Genomic DNA, 20,474 nt, shown 5'->3' with positions numbered 1-20,474 from the left:
TCCTCGCTTCCGTCCGCTTATCTTGCCTGAATATAGCCTTCCTTTGTCAAAAGCTCGGCGCAGAGAATGGCTCCGCCTGCGGCGCCGCGCACCGTATTGTGGGACAGGCCGATGAACTTCCAGTCATAGACCGTATCCTCCCTGAGCCTTCCGACGGAAATTCCCATGCCGTGCTCAAAATCCACGTCCAGTGTCACCTGCGGCCGGTTGTCATCGGAAAGGTACTGGATAAACTGCTTCGGCGCGCTGGGAAGCTCGTATTCCTGGGGCAGGCCGCGGAAGGAAACCATCCGCTCGATGAGCTCTTCCTTCGTCGGCTTTTTCCGGAATTTCACGAACACGGCCGCCGTATGGCCGTTTAATACCGGCACACGGACGCACTGGCAGGTGATAACCGGTTCCTTCGCCTTCACGATCTCGCCGTTTTCGATGGTGCCCCAGATACGCAAGGGCTCCTGCTCGCTCTTTTCCTCTTCGCCGCCGATGTAGGGAATCACATTCTCCACCATCTCCGGCCATTCCTTAAACGTCTTTCCTGCGCCGGAAATGGCCTGGTAAGTCGTCGACACCACCTCATACGGTTCAAATTCCTTCCATGCGGAAAGCACCGGCGCATAGCTCTGGATCGAGCAGTTGGGCTTTACGGCGATGAAGCCGCGCTCCGTTTTCAGCCGCTTTTTCTGGTGCTCGATGACGGCGAAATGTTCCGGGTTCACCTCCGGGATCACCATCGGCACGTCCGGCGTCCAGCGGTGGGCACTGTTGTTGGAAACCACCGGCGTCTCCGCCTTCGCATACGCCTCCTCGATGGCGCGGATCTCGTCCTTTGTCATGTCCACGGCGCTGAACACAAAATCCACCGTGGCTGCCACCTCTGCTACGTCGTTTACGTTCTTTACAATCAGATTTTTTACGCCCTCCGGCATCGGCGTTGTCATTTTCCAACGGCCGCCGACGGCCTCCTCATATGTCTTCCCTGCGGAGCGGGGACTTGCCGCCACCGTCACCACCTCGTACCACGGGTGATTTTCCAAAAGGGAAATAAATCTCTGGCCAACCATACCAGTCGCGCCGAGAATGCCTACCTTCAGTTTCTTCTCCATGCTGCATCGTCTCCTCATACGGAGCCAGTATCAAAACAGCCCCGCCATATTTGTTTTATCCTACATCAAATCCGGACAAAAATCAAGAAATTTCAAGGGCCACCCGGATCATGTCAAGAAACGACGTCTCCCGCTCCTTTGCAGTGGTCGACTCTCCCGTCACCATGGAATCCGAGATCGTACAGATCGTAAGGGCCTCTGCGCCGGCAAGCGCCGCATTGGCATAGAGCGCCGCCGTCTCCATCTCCGCCGCCAGAACGCCCATGTCGGCAAAGGAAAGGCCCTGATGTCTTGATTTTTCCGGCGTGTAAAAAAGATCGGAGGTCATCACATTCCCCACATGGTAAGGAAGCCCCGCGGCCTCCGCCGCCTCCACGGCCTTTTTAAGAAGCGGGAAGCTGCAAATGCAGGCAAAGTCGCCTGGAAGGCCAAACTGCCTCACGTAATCCGTGGCGGCACAGGCGCCCATGGCAAAGATGAGGTCGCGCACCTTCACATCTTTTCGCATGGCGCCAGCCGTCCCCACACGGATCAGCCGCTTCACGCCGTAGCCATGGATCAGCTCGTGGGAATAAATCCCCATGGACGGGCAGCCCATGCCGGTTCCCATGACCGAAATCCGCTTTCCTTTATATGTCCCGGTAAATCCCAGCATATTCCGCGTGGCGTTAAACTGCACGGGATCCGTAAAAAATGTCTCTGCAATCATTTTCGCCCGCAGCGGGTCGCCGGGCAGCAGGATGGATTCTGCAATCTCGCCGGATTTTGCTTCAATATGCGGTGTGGGCGTCATTTCCATTTGCCATTTCTCCTTTTCATCCATTTAGGAAAGCCGCACCTTATTGCCTTTTCCGTCGCGCTTTGCAGCCTTTAAGCGGGTCAAGTGGACTTCCTTTTCTTTATAGGTAATCACCGGTTCTGTTTCCGGGAAATAAACATGCTCCAGGATATCGCCGTCCGAAAGCTTCATGCCGCGGACGCCTCTAGAATTTTTCTTTAAAAGCGGGATCTCTTCCATGGAGAACCGCAAAAACATGCCCTGGGCCGACTGGAGCACAGCCTCCTTTTCTTCGCCCATCAGGCGGATTTCAGCCACCGTATCGCCGTCCGCAAGCTTCGTTGCCGAAACCATGCGGTTTGCCGTTATGAATTCCTCACCGGGCACAAGCTTTACCATGGACTGAGCCGTCGCAAAGAGAAGCTTCGCGCCGGGAAGCGCCGACGCCGTCATGGCAAGGAGAATCCGCTCCTTTGTGCCGTCAAAGCGGCTGATGTTGTCGAGAGGCACGCCTTTGTCCCGGAGTTTTCCTGCCGGCACATCGGCCGCCTTCACCTGATAGAGCGCCCCGAGATCCGTAAAGAAGCAGAGCCTGTCGTCGGTCATCACAGGGAGCGTCCGGACGCTCTCCGCGTCTGCTGTCTCCTTGTTCTTCTCATAAAGGGCCGGATCCATAATCTTGCAGTAGCCGAACCGGTCCATGACGAAGACGACTTCTCTCGCCGCCTCCTTGACCTCCTCGCAGACGATTTCGCCGCCGTCCTCGATGAGCGTGCGCCGCGGCATGGAAAACTCAGCCTTAATCTGATCCAGGTCTTCTTTTATGACCTCGTCCATGTTTTTCTGGCTGGCCAGGATGTGACGGTACTCGCGGATTTTCTTTAACGTCTCCTTATAGGCCTTCTGGAGCGCAATGATCTCCAGGCCGATGAGCTTATAAAGCCGCATTTCCAGGATGGCCGTGGCCTGCTTTTCCGTAAAGCAGAGCTTTTTCGCGTCCTCCTCGAAGCCCGGCGCCCGGAATTTGATTTTCGATGTGTCGCCGTGCATCAGGCATTCCTTGGCATCCTTTAAGTTTTTGGAGCCGCGCAGCACCGCGATAATTAAGTCGATGACGTCGCAGGCCTCGATAAGCCCCTCCTGGATTTCCTTCTTTTCCAGCTCCTTTTCCAGAAGGACGCCGTACTTTTTCGTCATGTTCCGATACTGGAACTCCAGGAAGGTGTTTAAAATCTCCTTTAAATTCATGGTCTCCGGCCTGCCGTCCGCAATGGCCAGCATGTTGACGCCGAAAGTGTCCTCAAGCTTTGTTTTCTTATAGAGGAGATTGCGGATTTTCTGGATATCCGCATCCTTTTTAAGCTCCAAAACGATGCGGATCCCCTCTTTGTTGGACTGGTTAGAAATGTCCACCACGTCCGGCAGCTTTTTGGACTCCACCAGATCGGCGATGTCCACCAAAAGCTTATTGATTCCCGCGCCGATCATCGTGTAGGGGATTTCCGTAATCACAAGCTTGTCACGGTCTGTCTTCCTTCTTCCAAGCTCCACCTCCATGCGGCCGCGGAGCTTTAATTTCCCTGTTCCCGTCTCATAAATCGAGAGCAGCTCGCTTTTATTGGCAATGATGCCGCCGGTGGGGAAATCCGGCCCCGGCATGTACTCCATTAAATCCGAGACCGTCAGGAGGCGGTTGTCGATATAGGCCTTCAGGGCGTCGATGACCTCGCCCAGGTTGTGGGGCGGGATGCTGGTGCTCATACCCACGGCGATGCCCTCGGCGCCGTTGATTAAAAGGTTCGGTACGCGGACAGGAAGCACCTCCGGCTCCCGCTCCGTCTCGTCGTAGTTGGAGACGAATTCCACGGTCTTATCCAGGTCTTTTAAGTAGACCTCCTCGGCAAATTTCTGAAGCCTGGCCTCGGTGTAGCGCATGGCCGCGGCGCCGTCGCCTTCGATGGAGCCAAAGTTCCCGTGGCCGTCCACAAGGGGCATTCCCTTTTTAAACGCCTGGGACAGAACCACCAGGGTTTCATAAATGGAGCTGTCGCCGTGGGGATGGTACTTACCCATGGTATCGCCGACGATACGCGCCGACTTCCTGTGGGGCTTATCGTGGTTTAGCCGCAGCTCGCTCATGTCGTAGAGCACGCGCCTCTGCACCGGCTTTAAGCCGTCCCTGGCGTCCGGGATGGCGCGGGCCGTGATGACGCTCATGGAGTAGTCCAGATAGCTTTTCTGCATCTCCTCCGAATATTCCGTTCTGATAATTCTCTCAGCCATATGTTCTCCTCACTATGCGTCGATCACTGCCTCGTCGGCATGGTCGTAGATAAACTGCTTTCTCGGCGGCACATCGCTTCCCATTAAAAGCTCCGTCACCTCGGAGGCCATCCTGGCATCCTCAATTTCCACAAGCTTTAAGACGCGGTTTTCCGGGTTTAACGTCGTCTCCCAGAGCTGGTCGGCGTCCATCTCCCCGAGGCCTTTGTACCGCTGGAGCGTGAAATCGCCCTTGTGGGTGCGCCGGTACTCCTCCAGTGCCTTATCGTCGTAAAGATACTTCTCCTCGCCCTTTTTCGGCACCACCTTATAAAGCGGCGGCATGGCGATGTAGACATGGCCGTCGTAGATGAGCTCCGGCATGAACCGGTACAAAAAGGTTAAAAGCAGCGTGTCGATGTGGCTTCCGTCCACGTCGGCATCCGTCATTAAAATGATTTTATCGTAGCGCAGCTTCGTAATGTCGAAATCGTTTCCGTACCCCTCCGAAAAGCCGCAGCCGAAGGCGTTGATCATGGTCTTGATCTCCGCATTTGCAAGCACCTTGTCCATGGACGCCTTCTCCACGTTTAAGATCTTTCCGCGGATTGGCAGGATCGCCTGGAACTGGCGGTCGCGGCCCATCTTCGCAGAGCCTCCGGCGGAATCGCCCTCTACGATAAAGATTTCGCATTTGGCCGGATCGCGGCTCTCGCAGTTGGCGAGCTTTCCGTTGCTGTCAAAAGAAAACTTTGACTTGGAAAGCATGTTGGTTCTGGCCTTTTCCTCGGCCTTTCGGATCTTCGCGGATTTTTCCGCGCAGGCGATGATGGATTTTAAGATTTCCAGGTTCCTGTCAAAAAACAGCTCCAGCTCCTCGCCGCTGATGGCTGCCACCGCCTTTGCGGCGTCGGCGCTTGCAAGCTTCGTCTTCGTCTGTCCCTCAAAAATCGGATCGGGGTGCTTGACAGCGACGACGGCCGTCATGCCGTTTCTCGTGTCTGCACCGGTGAAATTCGTATCTTTTTCTTTTAAAATCCCAAGCTCTCTTGCGTAAGAGTTGATGAGCATCGTAAACTTCGTCTTAAAGCCTACCAGGTGGCTTCCGCCCTCCTGGGTAAAAATGTTGTTGCAGAAGCCGAGGACGTTCTCCTCAAAGGCGTCCACGAACTGAAAGGCCACCTCCACCTCGATGTTTTCCGACGTGCCCTTAAAATACACCGGGGCGTGAACGGCTTCCTTCCCGGCGTTTAATTCCCGCACGTAGGCGATAATTCCGTCCGGTTCGGAAAAAAGAATGGACTCCTCCTCCCCGTGCCGCTTATTCTCGTAATGGATTGTCAGCTTCGGATTCAAATAGGCCGTCTCATGGAGGCGGCTCTTCAGCCAGTCGGCCTTAAATCTTGTCTTTTCAAAAATGCTGCCGTCGGGCCAGAAGCGGATCTCCGTACCCGTAAGCTTCGTCTTCCCTGCGGTCGGGAGCAGCCCGTCCTTTAATTCTACCACGGGAATTCCCTTTTCGTACTCGTCATAGTGAATAAAGCCGTCCCGGAACACGCGGATTTTTAACCGCTCGGAAAGGGCGTTCACCACCGAGGAGCCGACGCCGTGGAGGCCGCCGCTTGTCTTATAGGAATTATTGTCAAACTTTCCGCCGGCATGGAGCGTGGATAATACCACGCGTTCGGCGGAAACGCCTTTTTTATGCATTTCCACGGGAATCCCGCGGCCGTTGTCAAACACCGTGCAGGAGCCGTCGTCCTCCAGGGTCACAAAAATCTCCGTGCAGTAGCCGGCCAGGTGCTCGTCCACCGCATTGTCTACAATCTCATAAATCAAATGGTTTAAGCCTTTTGTGCCGACGCCGCCGATATACATGCCGGGGCGCTTGCGGACGGCCTCTAACCCCTCTAAAACGGTGATGCTGTCCGCATTATACTGTGCTTTCCCCATGTCTTACCTCCAGATCTTGTACTTCCAGTTTACAGTCCGTACCATTATACACTCTTTTGCCCTGAATTGGCAAGTCCTGTCTTTTTCTTTGGGGCGGAAACGGGCAAAAGCTTATGCTGCGAACAGGGAAACGGCGCAGTAGACAAGAAGCAGGGCCATGACCGTATTCACGGCCTTCGCGTACCTGGAAAACAGGATACGGAATGCGGAGCCAAAGGCCGACCAGACAACGGTAAAGGCAAAGCCAATGAACGAAAGCAGCATGGCAAAGCCAAAAAGCGGCAGGGCCTGGCCGTGGTAAATGGGAAGTATGTAAGCTTCCATGGACATGATGCAGTAGATATAGATCTTGGGATTGACAAACTGGAGAAACAAGCCGGAAAAGAATCCGCCGCGGGCAGAAATTTCTTCTATCTCTCCAGTGCTTTTTACGGTTTCCCAGGCCAGGTACAGCATATAGGCAGCTCCTAAAATCAGCATAGGCAGCTTAATTTTCGGAATCAGTGACGACAGAAAGCTGCAAAAGGCCGTGCAGAGGCACATGACCACAGAAAAACCGGCCCATATGCCGAGATTGAATGGCATCGCCTTTAAAAAGCCTTTCTGGCTCCCGTTGGACATGGACATGATGTTGTTGGGGCCGGGAGTTGCTGCCGTGATGACGGCATAGGACAGGAAAGAAAACCATTGGAACATCATTGACATCTCCTTTCGTGATCGCTACAATATTGATAGAAAAGTATTATATATTGTATTTTCTTTTATATTGTACTATTTTTATAATATATTGTCAATAAAGGAGTTCAATCTATGGATGTCACAAATATTGTTGCGGCCAATGCCAGAAAGCTTCGGGAGCAGAAAAAACTGACTCTGGATGCCGCTGCCGCCGTGACCGGCGTCTCCAGGAGCATGTTAGCACAGATTGAAAAAGGGGAGGTGAATCCCACCATTTCCGTCTTATGGAAAATTGCAAACGGCTATAAGGTCTCTTTTACATCTCTTCTGGAAAACCGGGGCGGGGAGGTGGCCGTAATTCGCCAGGACGAAATCCGGCCATTGTCCGAGGATGGCGGCCGTTACTTAAACTACCCGATTTTTGCTTTCGATGAGAAAAAACAGTTTGAAATTTACCGCATTGTCATCGAGGAAAACGGCTTTCTGGCCGCTGCCCCCCACCTTCCTGGCTCCGAAGAATACATTACCATTTTCTCCGGCGAGGCAGAAATCTCCGTTTCCGATCAGACCTTCCGCCTCTCAAAAGGCGATTCCATCCGCTTTTATGCCGACGCGCCCCATACCTACAAAAATACAGGCACCGGTGCGGCCGAACTGAGCATGTTAATCTATTACGGCACATGACGGCGGCTTTTCTGCTAATTTGCCGCACAAGTTGCAAAAAGCCGAAAATGAGCATTGATTTTTGCCGCGTTCTGCTATATTCTTACATAGAGATTTCTATTTGAAAAGGAGAGTCATCATGAACAAGCTTATGGATCTCTTCTTCACCTTCGCCCGGATCGGCGGCCTCACCTTCGGGGGCGGCTACGCCATGCTCCCGATGCTCCAGAAGGAGGTCGTGGAAAAACGCGGCTGGGCGACAGAAGAAGAACTGATGGACTATTATGCCATCGGACAATGTACCCCCGGCATCATTGCCGTCAATACAGCCACCTTTGTGGGCCAGAAAACAGCCGGAATCAGCGGCGGCATCATTGCCACCCTGGGTGTCGTTTTCCCGTCCCTCATCATCATCACGATTATCGCCGCATTCATCCAGAATTTTGCCCATCTGGCCATCGTTCAGAATGCCTTCGCCGGCATCCGCGTCTGCGTCTGTGTATTGATCTTCAACGCAGTCGTAAAGCTCTGGAAAAAGTCGGTCATTGATAAGCCTACGTTTGCAGTCTTTATTCTGGTGCTTTTGGGCTCTGCCCTCACGAGCCTGTCCCCGGTGGTCTTCATCATCCTGGCCGCACTGTTCGGGATCATCGTTAAGAATAAGGAGGCCGCAAAGAAATGATGATTTATTTACAGCTTTTTTATGAATTTTTCAAAGCCGGGCTCTTTGCCATCGGCGGCGGAATGGCAACGCTTCCGTTCCTCTATGATATTTCCGACACGACCGGCTGGTTCACCTACGGACAGCTCGCCGACATGGTGGCGATCTCCGAGTCCACGCCGGGCCCCATCGGCGTCAACATGGCAACCTACGTCGGCTTTACGACGGCAGGGATTTCAGGCGCCGTCGTCGCAACAATCGGCCTCATTACGCCGTCCATCATTATCATCCTGATTATCGCCGGGTTTTTAAAGGCCTTTAAGGACAGCAAGTACGTCCAGTCCGCCTTCTACGGCCTGCGCCCAGCTTCCACCGGCCTCATCGCCGCGGCAGGCTTAAGCGTCGCCGTCCTGGTGCTGTTCCAGAAAGAGCTCTATGAGGCCACGGGAAAGCTCACCGATCTCATCAATATCGAGAGCGTCCTCTTAATCGTTGTCCTCTATGTGTTCACGAATCTTGTAAAAAAGACAAAGGATCTCCATCCGGTTGTCTTCATCGCCGCCTCGGCTGTGATCGGAATTGTGTTCCGGTTCGGAGGGGTATAAAAAGACGGTCTGCTTTGCGGCAGGCCGTCTAATTTTTATCCATTATCCAATTTCTGTCAGCGCACTGTTTCCGTTTAACAGGCTGTCGAGAATTTCCGTCTCCACGTAGCAGATCATGTCGGAGCCCTCAAGCTGTACATAATGGTACAGGCCCTCTACGTCGGAAGCGATTCCGATATAGACCGTCACCGACTGGGTCTCCCCGTTCATGTCAAGCTCCGCTGTGAAGGTGATCCGGCCTTCCTCGTCAAGCTCTGTGCCCTGAAGCGAGGATGCCGATGCATAGTAATCAGAGAACCAGTCCGGCTTCAGCCTCGTAAGGCCGTCTGCAATCCGCGTCATGGCTTCCGTGTCGGAGCTCTTATAAGACGTCGTCTTTCCCTTATATGTCACAGACGCCTTTTTGATGTCCTCCGGTGCCACCGTAAGATCCAGCGTATCCTTCACCACAAGATCGTCGTACTCCATAATCAGGGACTCCACCGTGCTCTTCTTTAACAGGTAAAAATTCTCCCCGTCCAGCGTCGCATAGTAATTGCCGTTTTCATCCTGATCCCCGATGGTGATTTCAACTGCGCCCTTTTCACCGTCCGTCAGATACAGAGAATATGCCGGATAATCCATGTTGTACTCTTCCATGGTCTTTGGGTTTTCCACCTTTTCGATGGCCTTTAAATTCAGGAACTTGTCTGCCATGGAGTTAAACATTTCCTGGTTGATGGGCGTCTCCGGAACCATCATATCCGTCCACTTGCCGTCCTCCATCACAAACAGCATGTCCGTATTGTAATAGCTGTAACAGAATTCAATGGGGCTCTGAAGGGATAAAAGCTCGACAGAAGCCTCTGTCCCGTCGTCCTCTACCGTATGGTCTGCGGCTGCCACTGTCGCCAGGGTGACGTTCGGGGCCGATGTGCCTCCGCCTCCGGAACAGCCGGCGGCTGCCGCCGTCACTGACGCCATCATGGCTGCAAGCAGTACAAGTTTATATTTTCTCATATTTCTTCATCCTTCCGTCGTTGTTCTTCTGCCTATTATAAAGCATTCCTGTGTTTTTTCTGTGAAGCCGGCAATCTTTTTTCCGTCCACATGACCGCTTAATGATATCATATGGTTTTCCAAAATTCAAGGCCGATTGGGGCTTACGGGATTTTCTAATAATTTCGTAATGTTTGCTACCAGGAAATGTAAGACTTTGCAAAAAAAAGACACCGTCCAAAAACGATGTCTTTTCAAGCTCCCGGCCGGACTCGAACCGGCGACCCACGCATTACGAATGCGTTGCTCTACCAACTGAGCCACGGAAGCAAATGACCTGTCCGGGAATCGAACCCGGGTTTACGCCGTGAGAGGGCGTCGTCTTGACCGCTTGACCAACAGGCCGTATTGGGCATCGAGGCGACAGGATTCGAACCTGCGGCCTCTGCGTCCCGAACGCAGCGCTCTACCAAACTGAGCCACGCCTCGATTACGTTTGGTAGTATAATATAAAAACCAGAAAATGTCAATCACATTTTTCAAATTTTTTTAAACAATTTGGCAAACTTCTTTTTCCGCCTGGGGAACGCCCCCAAAGGCCGGGGCGGAAACTTCCCAAACGGAAACATCCGCCGCCAGCCCGGGGCTTTCTCACAGGGCCGCGGTTCTACGCAAACTTGGCCCAATATCCCTGCAAAAAGATCGCAAACACGATCACCGGCAGGACATAGGACACGTAGAACCGGACGCCCCGCGGGAACTTTAACCCCTCTCCCGCGTTGGCCTCCTTTAGGAAATTCTCAAACCCCCAGCCGCATTTGCGCGTGCAGAACAAAAGATAGATCATGCTGCCGATGGGAAGGAGGTTGTTGCTGACGATAAAGTCCTCCAGATCCTGAATCGTGCTTCCTGCGCCGAGGGGCTGGATGGACGACCACACGTTAAAGCCCAGGACGCACGGCATGGAAAGCAGGATCACTGCCGCCATGTTTGCCATGGCCGCCTTCTTTATGCTGCATCCAGTCAGATCCGTGGCAAAGGAAATGATGTTCTGGAACACGGCAATGACCGTCGAATACGCCGCGAAGGACATAAACAGGAAAAACAGCGTCCCCCAGACACGGCCGCCTGCCATGTGGTTGAACACGTTGGGCAGCGTCACGAAAATTAAGGACGGGCCGGAATCTGCCTCGATTCCGTAGGCAAAGCAGGCCGGGAAAATGATAAGCCCCGCCATGAAAGCCACGAACGTATCGAGAACCAGCACGCTGACAGCTTCTCCCGCCAGACGCTTTTCCTTTCCGATGTAGCTTCCGAAAATCGCCAGGGCGCCGATGCCGATGCTTAAGGTAAAGAAGGACTGCCCCAGCGCCGCAAACACAGCCTCCCCGAAGCCTGCCTCCGCCATCTTCCCAAAATCCGGCTTCAAATAAAACTCCAGGCCTGCCTCACCGCCCTCAAGCAGGACGGAGTTTACGGCCAGCACCACCATCAGCGCAAACAGGCAGAGCATCATCACCTTTGTGATCCGCTCGACGCCCTTCTGGAGCCCTCCGGCGCAAATCAGAAAGCAGACAACGACCGTAAACACCATGTACCCGGTCATCGTAACCGGATCGGCCAAAAGGCCGGAAAACACGCCGCCTACCTGCTCTGCGTCCAGGCCTTCAAAGCCGCCGGCGGCCATCTTTACGAAATAATACACCATCCAGCCGCCGACCGTCGTGTAAAACATCATCAGGATATAGTTTCCTGCCATGGCCAGATACTTATTGAGGTGCCACTTCGTCCCTTTTGGCTCCAGCACGTCAAAGGACAGCGCCGCACTCTTTTGGCTGGCACGCCCAACGGAATACTCCATGACGATGATCGGCAGCCCCAGAGCCACCAGAAAAGCCAGATAAATCAGCACAAAAGCAGCTCCGCCGTATTCCCCTACGATATACGGAAAGCGCCACACGTTCCCAAGCCCGATGGCACAGCCTGCGGAAATCAGGATGAACCCGAGCCTGGTGGAAAATTTTTCTCGTTCCATACTTTTTCATACTCCCTTTTGTTTTCTGTTTTTTCCTGCATCAGATGGCAAAGTCAAAGAGCGAAAGCTGGTTCGTCTCCGGCAGGTCGCCTAAAATCCCCAGCTCTGCCATCAGATCGCAGATGGTCTTGCTGACCTTCGTCCTGTTCCTGAAGTCCTCCTTCGACAGGAATTTCCCGTCCTTGGCCGCCTCCTCGATGGAATCGGCCGCCTTTTCCCCGAGTCCGTCGATGCTGCTTAAGGACGGCATCAGCTTGTCGCCGATGATCTGGAAATGCCTTGCCTTGGCCTTATAGATGTCGATGGGCAGGAAATCAAAGCCCCTGGCGTACATCTCCTGGACGACGCGCATGTCGCGCAGGGAATCCTGCTCCTTCTTGGAAAGGCTGTCGGAGCGCCTCTTATAGTCAGCCAGATGGAATTCCAGCTTCTCACGTCCCAGGCACATGAGCTCATAGGAAAAGGCGCTGGCGCGGATGCTGAAAAACGCCGCATAGTAGGCAAGCGGGTAAAAGACCTTGCAGTAGGCGATGCGCCACGCCATCATGACGTAGGCCGCCGCATGGGCCTTGGGGAACATGTACTTGATCTTCTTGCACGACCAGATGTACCAGTCCGGCACGCCGTGCTTCGTCATCTCCTCCTCCCACTCCGGCTTTAAGCCCTTGCCCTTTCGGACGGACTCCATGATCGTAAAGGCCGTGCCTTCTTCAAGCCCCTGCTGGATCAAATACACCATGATGTCGTCACGGGTACAGATGGCCGTCTGAATGGTGGCCTTCCCCTCCTGGATGAGCGTCTGAGCATTTCCAAGCCAGACGTCGGTTCCGTGGGCCAGCCCGGCGATCCGCACAAGATCGGAGAAATACTTTGGCTTCGTGTCCAGGAGCATCTGCATGGCGAAATCCGTTCCGAACTCCGGAACGCCAAGGGCGCCCAGCTTGCAGCCGCCGATGTCCTCCGGCGTGATGCCGAGGGCCGACGTGTTCTGGAACAGGCTCATGACCTCCTTGCAGTCCAGCGGGATGTCCTTTACCGGGTCAAGGCCGATTAAGTCCTGGAGCATGCGGATCATGGTGGGATCATCGTGTCCGAGGATGTCCAGCTTCAGCAGGTTGTGATCGATGGAGTGATAGTCAAAGTGGGTCGTGATGGTCTTCGTCGTCATGTCGTTGGCCGGATGCTGAACCGGCGTGAACGAGTAGATCATCTCGCCTAACGGAAGGACGACAATGCCGCCCGGGTGCTGTCCCGTCGTCCTGCGGACGCCGACACAGCCCTGGACGATGCGGTTGATTTCGCAGTTCCGCTTCCTCTCGTTGTGCTCTTCAAAATAGTTCTTCACATAGCCGTAAGCCGTCTTGTCGGCCAGGGTGCCGATGGTGCCGGCGCGGAAGGTCTGGCCCTTTCCGAAAATGACCTCGGTATAGTCGTGGGCCCGGCTCTGGTACTCGCCGGAAAAGTTCAAGTCGATATCCGGCTCTTTATCGCCCTTAAAGCCGAGGAACGTCTCAAAGGGGATATCAAAGCCGTCTTTTTTCAGGGGCGCCCCGCAAACCGGGCACACCTTGTCCGGCATGTCACAGCCGGCCATACCGGAATACTTCTTCACTTCCTCCGAATCGAAGTCATAGTAGTGGCAGTTGGTGCAGTAATAATGGGGGCTTAGAGGGTTTACCTCCGTGATTCCCGACATAGTCGCCACGAAGGACGAGCCGACGGAACCTCTCGAACCGACGAGATAGCCATCCTCGTTGGACTTCCACACCAGCTTCTGGGCGATGATGTACATGACGGCAAAGCCGTTGGAGATGATGGAATTTAACTCCCGCTCCAGCCGGTCGGTAACGATTTTCGGAAGATTTTCCCCGTACATCTCATGGGCCTTGTTGTAGCAGATGTTCCGCAGGGTCTCGTCGGAATTTTCGATGACCGGCGGGCACTTGTCGGGCCGCACCGGCGCGATGGGCTCGCACATGTCGGCAATCTTCCTCGTGTTCGTCACCACCACCTCATAGGCCTTATCGCTCCCAAGATATTCAAACTCCGCCAGCATCTCCTCGGTCGTGCGAAGGTAAAGAGGCGCCTGTTCGTCGCTGTCCTTAAAGCCCTGGCCGGCCATTAAAATCCGCCGGTAGATCTCATCCTCGGGATCGAGAAAATGCACGTCGCAGGTGGCGCACACCGGCTTTCCAAACTGCTCGCCAAGATCCACAATCTTTTTGTTGATGTTTTCCAGATCCGCCACGGTTTTTACGGTACTCTTTTCATCCTGGAGCATGAACATGTTGTTCCCAAGCGGCTGGATTTCCAGATAGTCATAAAACCGCACGAGCCTGGAAAGCTCGGCGTCTCCCACGCCTCTTAAAATCGCCTGGTAAAGCTCACCCGCCTCGCAGGCCGAACCGATGATGAGGCCCTCCCGGTACTCGTTTAAAAGACTCTTCGGGATCCTCGGGCGCCTGGAAAAGAACCGGATATGGGACCAGGACACGAGCCGGTAAAGGTTCACCCGCCCCAGGTCGTTGGCCGCCAGGATGATGACGTGGTAGGTGGGCATCTTCATGATGGTCTCATCGCTCACCTTGTTAAACACGTTCAGATCATCCAGGGTTCTCATGCCGTGGCCGTCCTTTAATTTCTGCTCAAAGGCCAGGAAAATCCCGGCCGTCGCCTCCGCGTCGTCCACGGCCCGGTGGTGGTGCTCCAGCGACACGCCCACGGCCTTCGCCACCGTGTCCAGCTTGTACCGGTTTAAATTTGGAAGCAGGACTCTTGCCAGGGCAACCGTGTCCAGCACCGTCGGCGAAAAGGCAAGGCCCAGCTCAGCCGCGTTGTGGCTGATAAAGCTCACGTCGAAAGAGGCGTTGTGGGCCACCAGTACCGCATCGCCGCAGAAAGCGAGGAATTTCGGCAGGATCACGTCAATCTTTTCCGCGTCCATCACCATGGCGTCGTTGATGCCGGTGAGGCGCTCGATGTCAAAGGGGATCGGCACATCGGGGTTCACGAACTCGCTGAAACGGCCGGTGATCTCCCCGTTTTCCACCTTGACGGCGCCGATCTCGATGATTTTATTTTTCGACGGCGAAAAGCCGGTGGTTTCGATGTCGAAAACCACAAAGCTCCCGTCTAAACTCTGGTTCCTGGAATTTTCGACGATTTCCTTCATATCGTCCACAAGATAGCCCTCGACGCCGTACAGGACTTTGAAGGAATCGCCCTTGTCGAGGGCATGGTTGGCATCCGGAAACGCCTGCACGCAGCCGTGATCCGTCACGGCCAGGGCCGGCATCCCCCATTTTTTTGCGCGTTTAATGATGTCCTTCACCTCGGACACCCCATCCATATCGCTCATCTTCGTGTGGCAGTGGAGCTCCACCCGTTTGACCGGGCTGTTGTCCACCCGCTTCGACGTGAAGTCCTCGCATTTCTTGATGCCGGAGACAGAGCCGATGGTTAATTCCCCGTCGAACCGGTCAATGGTGGTGATGCCGTGGAGCTTAATGAAGCTTCCCTCGGCGACGGCCTTCCCGGCGTCCTCCTCCTGCTCTTCTTTTAAGAACATCTTCACCGTAATGCTGTCCGTAAAGTCGGTGATGTCGAAGATCAGGAGCTTTTTCCCGCTCTTAAGCTCTCTTTTTTCCACCCGCAGGATTTTTCCACGGACGGTCACATCGCCGATTTCGCCGATGATTTCACGGATCTCCATGGGCTCGCTGTCAAAATCCCTTCCAAACAGCACGTCGGGATTTTCCGATTTCCGGTACGGCGGACGGCCGCCCTCGCCGCGCTTAAAGCCGGAGCCGCCGTCTCCCTTCTTGAATTCCCCGAAGGTCTTTTTGCCGAATTCCTTTTTCTTTTCTGCGCCCTGCCCCTTTGGTGCGCCGGCAGGAGCCGCCTTCTTTTCCGGGGCTTTCTTTGCCTTATCCGAAGACATGGCGGCGGAATTTCCGCTCTTTTCTTTGGAAGCCGCTGTCCGGCCGCCCTCCCATGGCATCTGGCCGTCCGCCGCGTCCGAAAGATAGGCCGCGTCCGCCCCGGACAGGTAATCTTCGCCGGCCGTCTCTTTCCCAAAGGGCTCGTAGAGAAGCTCTGCCGGCTCCTCTTTTTTAGGAGGCTCCGTAAATTCAAACTTCACCTCGGCCGTAAGCCCGCACCGCTCGGTAAAGATCTTTTCCAGTACCCGGGCCACCTCTTTCGACCGCTCCCTGTAAATCAGGTTGTCCTCAATGGTCATCACCAGGCTGTCCTCGGCCGCAAATTCCGCCTTCGCCCGCCGTAAAATGTTGTACTCCAGCATCCCGAACCGCTTAAACTCCGTCTGGATGCTGTCCTTATAGACCTCAAAAAGCTTTCTCGGCGTGTACTGGGCCGACAGGCGGTATTTTTCCTGAATCTTCACATCGAGGATCCGCCCCGGGAAAAGCTGCTTTGCGATGCCGTCCTCCAGGCTGTAAATGTTCTTTTTATGAATCAGACGCGGGCTTACAATATAAATACGAATAGAGCTTCTGTCCTTCGTCATGGAAACCTTCTCCACCATGACAAGATTCAAAAGCTCTCTAAGCTCGTCCGCAATATGTAATCCCGGGAATACCTTCAAAAACGGTTTTTCCATACAATATCACATACCCTTTTGCATTTTAAGAAGCTCGTCCCTCAGTGCGGGAAGCAGCTCATTTTCCGGAAGCTTCTTGATGATTTCTCCCTTTTTAATAAGAAGGCCCTCGCCGATGCCGCCTGCAATGCCGATATCCGCCTCCCTGGCTTCTCCCGGCCCGTTGACGACGCAGCCCATGACGGCCACCTTAATATCCAGGTCGATGTCCTTTACCATGTCCTCCACCTGGTTTGCCAGGCCGATCAGGTCGATCTTCGTCCGCCCGCATGTGGGACAGGAAACCACCTCGACGCCGCCCTTCCGTAAGCCCAGCGTCTTTAAAATCAGCTTCGCGCTCTTAATTTCCTCGACGGGGTCGCCGGTCAGGGAAACGCGGATGGTATCGCCGATGCCTTCATAGAGAATGATCCCCAGGCCCACCGACGATTTGATGTTTCCGGAAAGCAGTGTTCCCGATTCGGTGATTCCCACATGGAGCGGGTAGCGGCTTTCCTTTGCAATCAGCTCATGGGCTTTTACGCACATGAGGACGTCCGAGGACTTGATGCTGATGACGAGATTGTCATAGCCCATCTCCTCGATGAGCTTTACCTGCTTTAAGGCGCTCTCCACCAGGGCTTCGGCCGTCACGCCGCCGTACTTTTCCACCAGCTCCTTTTCCAGGGAACCGCTGTTGACGCCGACGCGGATCGGAATCCCGTACTCCTTCGCCTTCTCCACCACGGCCTCGACCCGCTCCCTAGCGCCGATGTTCCCTGGATTGATGCGGATCTTGTCTGCGCCGCTTTCGATGGCTGCGATGGCCAGCCGGTAGTCGAAATGGATGTCGGCCACCAGCGGGATATGAATCTGTTTTTTAATGGAACGGAGAGCCGCAGCCGCCTCCATGGTGGGAACGGCCACGCGGATGATGTCGCAGCCGGCGGCCTCCAAAGCAAGGATCTGGCTCACGGTGGCCTTCACATCCTCGGTTTTCGTATTGCACATAGACTGGATCAGGACGGGATTTCCGCCTCCGATCTTTTTGTCCCCGATGGAAATTACCTTCGTATGTTCCCTGTACATGAATCTCCCTCCGTTAAATATTCCTGAAATCGTTGAAAATTACAAACACCATAAACGCCATGAGAAGCGCCATGCCCGTCAGATGGACGGCGCCCTCGAACCGCTGGTCCACCGGCTTTCCGCGAAGAAGCTCGAGAAATAAGAACACGAGCCGCCCGCCGTCCAGAGCCGGAAGCGGCAGAAGGTTCATGACGCCCAGGTTTGCAGAAAACAGCACCGACAGGTTTAAAACATTTAAAAGCACCGTAAGAAAGCCGTACTCCTTCGCCTCTTCCACCGTATCGTCGATGATCGTCACGATCCGCACCGGCCCCGCAATATCGTCGGAGCTGATGGAGCCGGACACCATCATCCGCAGGCTGTCAATGACCGACCGGATCACGTAGCGCACCTCGCAGGCCGCGTATTTCACAGCCTCCAGGGGATTTTTTACAGCCGTCCGGTAGCCGTTAAATTTGACTCCCAAAAGATAGGAGCCGCTCTCCTCCGAATACTCCGGCGTCAGCACAGCCTCATGCGTCTCCCATGTTCCCGCGGCCGTATCAAGCCGCTCGTAGGTCACTTTCACCGGCTCCGCCGGATGGGCCATCAGATATAACGTGATGTCCCTGGCGATGGAGACGCGGCGGTTTCCGATCCCCGTCACCACGTCCCCGGCCTGCATCCCGGCGCGCTCTGCCGGGAACCCGTCCGTCACGCCCACCAGCTCCGGGGAATCGTATCCCACATAGAACACGATAAACAGCGCAAAGGCAAAAGCCATGAGGAAGTTAAAGGCAGGCCCTGCCGCGATGATGACGATTCTTGCCAGGGGCGATTTCGATAAAAAGGAGCCCTCCGCCTGGCCGGCCGGCGCCTGGTTTTCGTCCTCCTCGCCGTCTTCCCCCAGCATGGCGCAGGAGCCGCCCAGGGGCAAAATTTTTAAGGAATACCGCGTGCCGCTTTTTTTGCTGACCCAGGAAAGGAGCCTGGGGCCAAAGCCCACGGAAAATTCCACGACGGTGACGCCGTTTAATTTTGCAAAAAGAAAATGCCCGAACTCATGAAACAATACAATGATGCTTAAAACGAGAAGTGCCGCGAGCAATCTGAGCCCCACCTGCTTTCTATGAAATCATACGTCTCCTGCTCCGTCTCTAAAATTTCCTCCAGAGACGGCGCAGCCTTTCTCTTATGATGTCCCATCGCCGCTTCAATTATTTCTGTAATTGTAAGGTAGGAAATGGAGCCGTTTAAAAATTTTGCAACGGCCCGCTCGTTGGCCGCGTTGTACACTGTCGGCACGGAACCGCCTGCGCGGCCGGCCTCGTAAGCCAGGGAAAGCCCCTTAAATGTCTCAAAATCCGGCTTTCCGAAGGCGATGGACGAAAGGCTCCAGAAATCCAGCCGCTCCCCGCCCATGGGCCGCCTCTCCGGATAGTAAAGGGCGTACTGGATCGGAAGCTTCATGTCTGGCGTCCCGAGCTGCGCCATGACGGCGCCGTCCGTAAACTGCACCATGGAGTGAATGATGCTCTTTGGCTGCACGACCACCTGAACATCGTCCATCTCTACGCCAAACAGCCATTTGGCCTCCATGACCTCTAAACCCTTGTTCACCATGGTGGAGCTGTCGATGGTAATCTTTCTCCCCATGGACCAGTTGGGGTGCTTTAAGGCATCTTCCACCCGGACATGCTTTAATTCCTCCATGGTTTTCCCGTAAAAGGGGCCGCCGGAGGCCGTTAAAAGAATCTTTTCTATTTTATTCCCTTGCTCGCCATTTAAGCACTGGAAAATGGCGCTGTGCTCGCTGTCCACGGGCAGCAGGCGCACCTGATGTTCCGCTGCCAACGGGATAATCAGATGGCCGGCCGTCACAAGGGTCTCCTTGTTTGCCAGCGCAATGTCCTTTCCCGCCTTTATGGCCGCGACGGTCGGGCGGATCCCAATCATGCCGACGACGGCCGTCACAAGGATTTCGTATCCGTCCATGGCGGCGATCTCCAAAAGCCCCTCCATACCGGAGACGATGCGGGTCTCCGTGTCACGGACGCGCATCTTTAACTCTCCCGCTTTTTTTTCATCAAAAACGCCGCAGACCTTCGGGGAAAATTCCCGGATCTGCGCTTCCAAAAGCTCGATATTCCTTCCGGCCGCAAGGGCCGCAATTTCAATGTCCCCGTTGGCCCTCGCCACCTCCAACGTCTGTGTCCCGATGGAGCCGGTGGAGCCTAACACTGCAATTCGTTTCATACTGGCATCTCCTGTAACGCGCGCAGAATCAGCACGGCAAAATAGACGGCCGGAGCCGTGAAAATCATGCTGTCAAACCGGTCGAGGACGCCCCCATGACCGGGGATCAAATGGCCGTAATCTTTGACATTGTGGTTCCTCTTGATGGCGGAGGCTGCAAGATCGCCGATCTGGGAAATCACGGCCGCCACAGCACATGCCGCAGCGCTCACAAACTCCGGCTCGAAAATCTCCGTCATCCTGCCGCGGATCAAAAGGCCGTATAAAAATCCCAAAAGGGCCGCTCCCAAAACGCCGCCGATGGCCCCCTCCACAGTTTTTTTCGGGCTTAAAACCGGAGCCAGCTTATGCTTTCCAAGCAGCATCCCGGCGCAGTAGGCGCAGGTATCGCAGCCCCAGGAGCTGATTAGGATCAGCCAAACGAGGAACCGGCCGTCGGCGAGGCTCCTCACCTGGTAAACATAAGAAAACATCACGGCCAGGTAAAAAAGGCCGAAAAAAGATACGGTGATCTGTTCGGTGCTGTATTTCGGGAATGTCACCACGTACACGGTCATCAGAAGCATCAGAAACAGGATCATCAGGAAAAAGACGGCCGTACTGTCGCTCTCCAGGCGGAACCACAAAAGCCCGTAGTAAACGCCGCCCGCCAGATATCCCAGGACGCCTGGCACGGCCCGCTCGATTTTCATGACGCGGTACAGCTCAAAAAGCCCGATTAAGGATATGGCCGCGGACACAAAAAGCAGCAGGGGCCCGCCCTGAAACAACAGGAATACGGCCAGAGCCACCAGCACGATGCCGCTTAAAAGTCTCGTTGCAAACATGAAACCC

Annotated in this window: 15 protein-coding genes and 3 tRNA genes; 3 read left to right on the top strand and 15 right to left on the bottom strand. The window is 54.6% G+C overall.

The features are described from left to right. Positions 1-17: 17 nt before the first annotated feature. From asd to KE531_16630, 5 genes are all read right to left on the bottom strand, one after another. Positions 18-1,103 (bottom strand): aspartate-semialdehyde dehydrogenase, encoded by a 1,086-nt coding sequence (asd, locus tag KE531_16650; GenBank protein MBR9955220.1) that lies wholly within the window; start codon positions 1,101-1,103, stop codon positions 18-20. Between the two features lie 82 nt (positions 1,104-1,185). Beyond that, positions 1,186-1,902, bottom strand: coding sequence for a purine-nucleoside phosphorylase (gene deoD / locus KE531_16645; protein MBR9955219.1), 717 nt, complete (start codon positions 1,900-1,902; stop codon positions 1,186-1,188). A gap of 24 nt (positions 1,903-1,926) precedes the next feature. Then, positions 1,927-4,164 (bottom strand): DNA topoisomerase 4 subunit A, encoded by a 2,238-nt coding sequence (locus KE531_16640; GenBank protein ID MBR9955218.1) that lies wholly within the window; start codon positions 4,162-4,164, stop codon positions 1,927-1,929. A gap of 12 nt (positions 4,165-4,176) precedes the next feature. Next, complete coding sequence (locus tag KE531_16635; GenBank protein ID MBR9955217.1) at positions 4,177-6,096, bottom strand: DNA gyrase subunit B; 1,920 nt, start codon at positions 6,094-6,096, stop codon at positions 4,177-4,179. Positions 6,097-6,207: 111 nt separating this feature from the next. Next, complete coding sequence (locus KE531_16630) at positions 6,208-6,792, bottom strand: LysE family transporter (GenBank protein MBR9955216.1); 585 nt, start codon at positions 6,790-6,792, stop codon at positions 6,208-6,210. A 114-nt stretch (positions 6,793-6,906) separates the two neighbouring features. Here KE531_16630 and KE531_16625 point away from each other — a divergent pair, with 114 nt between their 5' ends. The 3 genes from KE531_16625 to KE531_16615 all read left to right on the top strand — a co-directional run bounded on the left by KE531_16625 (position 6,907) and on the right by KE531_16615 (position 8,703). Next, positions 6,907-7,458 carry a helix-turn-helix transcriptional regulator gene (locus tag KE531_16625; GenBank protein ID MBR9955215.1) on the top strand — a complete coding sequence of 184 codons (552 nt, stop codon included), beginning with the start codon at positions 6,907-6,909 and terminating at the stop codon, positions 7,456-7,458. Between the two features lie 118 nt (positions 7,459-7,576). Further along, positions 7,577-8,119, top strand: a complete 543-nt coding sequence (locus KE531_16620) for a chromate transporter (GenBank protein MBR9955214.1) — start codon at positions 7,577-7,579, stop codon at positions 8,117-8,119. Further along, positions 8,119-8,703: a chromate transporter gene (locus KE531_16615; GenBank protein ID MBR9955213.1), complete on the top strand. Its 585-nt coding sequence runs from the start codon at positions 8,119-8,121 to the stop codon at positions 8,701-8,703. Before KE531_16620 ends, KE531_16615 begins: the two co-directional genes overlap by 1 nt. Before the next feature lie 42 nt (positions 8,704-8,745). Here the strand turns inward: KE531_16615 and KE531_16610 are convergent, their stop codons facing one another. From KE531_16610 to KE531_16565, 10 genes are all read right to left on the bottom strand, one after another. Next, the gene (locus tag KE531_16610) at positions 8,746-9,702 is read right to left on the bottom strand and encodes a DUF4340 domain-containing protein (GenBank protein ID MBR9955212.1); all 957 of its coding nucleotides are present in this window, start codon (positions 9,700-9,702) and stop codon (positions 8,746-8,748) included. 236 nt (positions 9,703-9,938) lie between these two features. Next, positions 9,939-10,011, bottom strand: a tRNA-Thr gene (locus KE531_16605). A gap of 3 nt (positions 10,012-10,014) precedes the next feature. Beyond that, positions 10,015-10,086 (bottom strand) — tRNA-Glu (locus tag KE531_16600). 10 nt (positions 10,087-10,096) lie between these two features. Then, positions 10,097-10,170 (bottom strand) — tRNA-Pro (locus tag KE531_16595). Positions 10,171-10,348: 178 nt separating this feature from the next. Beyond that, positions 10,349-11,716 carry a sodium-dependent transporter gene (locus KE531_16590; protein ID MBR9955211.1) on the bottom strand — a complete coding sequence of 456 codons (1,368 nt, stop codon included), beginning with the start codon at positions 11,714-11,716 and terminating at the stop codon, positions 10,349-10,351. A gap of 40 nt (positions 11,717-11,756) precedes the next feature. Further along, on the bottom strand, positions 11,757-16,337 hold the full coding sequence (locus tag KE531_16585) for a PolC-type DNA polymerase III (protein MBR9955210.1): 4,581 nt from the start codon (positions 16,335-16,337) through the stop codon (positions 11,757-11,759). 6 nt (positions 16,338-16,343) lie between these two features. Beyond that, positions 16,344-17,405, bottom strand: a complete 1,062-nt coding sequence (gene ispG / locus KE531_16580; protein ID MBR9955209.1) for a flavodoxin-dependent (E)-4-hydroxy-3-methylbut-2-enyl-diphosphate synthase — start codon at positions 17,403-17,405, stop codon at positions 16,344-16,346. 13 nt (positions 17,406-17,418) lie between these two features. Continuing rightward, on the bottom strand, positions 17,419-18,492 hold the full coding sequence (locus KE531_16575; protein MBR9955208.1) for a site-2 protease family protein: 1,074 nt from the start codon (positions 18,490-18,492) through the stop codon (positions 17,419-17,421). Then, complete coding sequence (locus KE531_16570; protein MBR9955207.1) at positions 18,468-19,640, bottom strand: 1-deoxy-D-xylulose-5-phosphate reductoisomerase; 1,173 nt, start codon at positions 19,638-19,640, stop codon at positions 18,468-18,470. The genes KE531_16575 and KE531_16570 overlap by 25 nt, the downstream gene beginning before the upstream one ends. Continuing rightward, a complete protein-coding gene (locus tag KE531_16565; protein ID MBR9955206.1) occupies positions 19,637-20,467 on the bottom strand; it encodes a phosphatidate cytidylyltransferase in 831 nt (276 codons plus the stop codon). The genes KE531_16570 and KE531_16565 overlap by 4 nt, the downstream gene beginning before the upstream one ends. Between the last annotated feature and the right edge of the window lie 7 nt (positions 20,468-20,474).

Source organism: Eubacteriaceae bacterium Marseille-Q4139, from assembly GCA_018223415.1.
Classification (GTDB): Bacteria; Bacillota; Clostridia; order Lachnospirales; family Lachnospiraceae; genus CABSIM01.
This window is presented reverse-complemented; position numbering and strand designations above follow the sequence as displayed.